Source organism: Streptomyces sp. NPDC101166, assembly GCF_044768125.1.
Lineage (GTDB): Bacteria > Actinomycetota > Actinomycetes > Streptomycetales > Streptomycetaceae > Streptomyces.
Map to the genome: position 1 here is coordinate 1 of NZ_JBIWPF010000069.1, position 2,003 is coordinate 2,003.

The 2,003-nt window shown below is 64.4% G+C and carries 3 protein-coding genes; 2 read left to right on the forward strand and 1 reads right to left on the reverse strand.

Going from position 1 to position 2,003, the window contains the following annotated elements; all coding sequences use genetic code 11:
• Positions 1–1,060: cytochrome bc complex cytochrome b subunit (locus tag ACIRS4_RS36320; RefSeq protein ID WP_404204246.1), on the forward strand; the 1,060-nt coding region annotated here is incomplete at its 5' end.
• A 105-nt stretch (positions 1,061–1,165) separates the two neighbouring features.
• Here the strand turns inward: ACIRS4_RS36320 and ACIRS4_RS36325 are convergent.
• Entirely contained in the window at positions 1,166–1,375 is a 210-nt protein-coding gene (locus ACIRS4_RS36325; RefSeq protein ID WP_357275290.1) for a DUF397 domain-containing protein, read from the reverse strand.
• 381 nt (positions 1,376–1,756) lie between these two features.
• Here ACIRS4_RS36325 and ACIRS4_RS36330 point away from each other — a divergent pair.
• Positions 1,757–2,003, forward strand: a 247-nt coding sequence (locus ACIRS4_RS36330) for a DUF309 domain-containing protein (RefSeq protein ID WP_404204248.1), incomplete at its 3' end; no start/stop codon positions are given.

Here is a 2,003-nt window from a genome sequence, read left to right on the forward strand (position 1 = left end):
CTTCCCGGGGAACATCATCATTCCGCGGCTCTACATCGCCCACGTGCTGCTGCTGCCCGGAATCATGCTGGCGCTCATCGTGGTTCACATCGCGCTGGTCTGGTACCAGAAGCACACGCAGTACCCAGGCCCGGGACGCGCCGAGAAGAATGTCATCGGCACCCGCATCGTTCCGGTGTTCTCGCTGGACCAGGGCGCGTTCTTCGCGTTCACCCTGGGCGTGCTGGCCATCATGGGTGGCCTGCTGCAGATCAATCCGATCTGGAATCTGGGTCCCTACAACCCATCCCAGGTGTCGGCGGGCACCCAGCCCGACTTCTACATGATGTGGACCGACGGTTTCCTGCGCCTGTTCCCCGCCTGGGAGGCGTACCCCTTCGGGCACACCGTGCCCGGCGCGTTCTCGGTGGCGCTGTTCATGCCGCTGATCTTCACACTGATCATCGCCTACCCGTGGATCGAGAAACGGCTCACCGGCGATCGGGCCCGGCACAACCTGCTGCAGCGCCCGCGCGATGTTCCGGTGCGCACCGCCATCGGGGCCATGTCGCTGAGCTTCTACCTGATCCTCACCCTGGCCTGCGTCAACGACATCATCGCCTTCAAGTTCGACATCTCGCTCAATGCCACCACCTGGGCCTTCCGCATCGGCCTGCTCACCGTCCCGGCGCTGGCCTACTTCGTGGCCTACCGGCTGTGCGTCGGATTGCAGCGCGCCGACCGCAGCGTGCTCGAGCACGGCATCGAAACCGGTGTGGTGCGGCGACTTCCGCACGGCGAGTACATCGAACTGCATCAACCGCTCGGCCCGGTCGACGAGCACGGCCATCCGATCCCCCTGGAATATCAGGGCGCCCGCGTCCCCCGGAAGATGAACCAGCTCGGCATCGCCGGCAGCCCGGGCACCGGCGCGTTCTTCTGGGCCGATCCCCAGGAGGAACGCGACCTCAACGCCGCCAACGAGCGCGCGGCCGAACACGCCCAGCTGGCCGTATTGCGGCGGGCACAGCAGAACGCGTCAGGTAACGGACAATCCGGCAATGGGCACGGCTCGAGCTGACCGCTCCCCCACGGCCTTCGACAGAGCGAAGCCCCCGAGTCTCCGGGACTCGGGGGCTTCTCGTTTTTCCCGGTGGGGTCGCGGCAGGCCGCCCGCAGGCCGCGATCAGGCCCGCTTGAACTCTCCGTCGGAGACACCCGCTACGAAGGCATCCCACTCGCCCGGGGTGAAAGCCAGGATCGGCCCGGCGCCGTGGTCCTTGGTGTCCCGGACCGCGACATTGCCGTCGCGGAGAAACGCGACCTCCACGCAGTTGCCGTTGGGGCCGCTGTGTTTGCTCTTGCGCCAAACGGCGCCGGTGAAATCCACCTTCACGGTACTAGCTCCTTTTCTGCGTCAAGCTTGGAATCCTGCTGGCATAGAACCTGGCGACTGCGGGATCGTTCGAAAACACGAATCACCGGGCTCGCCGCGGGTCGCACGCAAACGCTCCGTACAACCTGTCTCTGCACTTCGCGATGGGAATGCGCCCCCGATGGCCGTTCCCGCGCTAAACCCTAGCAGGGTTCGTCATTAGGAGATCGCATTCTTTCGTTTTCAACCAGCAAATTTGCGGCAAGGTTAGCCAGCAAATTATTTGCAAGAAATTAGCCCCAATTTGAGGCTATTGAATTTCAAATATGAGAATTCCTTCACTCACCGCTCGGGTACCCCGGGTGGATCGGGGCACACGGGACATGGGGAATCATGGGAAGCATGCCCCAGCAGTCACCAGAGGATGCCGGACGGGACCGCGACGACGACGGCCGTGCCCGGAATGCCCGTCCTCGTGACCGTTTTGGGCGACCCCTCCCATTCGGCAGCTCGGGCATCCCCCGCATTCCCGATGACCTGGACCTGCCGCCGGCCGAAACCCTCGACTACGCCCAACGTCTGCTGGACGAGGGCCTGGCTTTCAACGCGCACGAGGTACTGGAGGCCGCCTGGAAGAACGGCCCGTTCG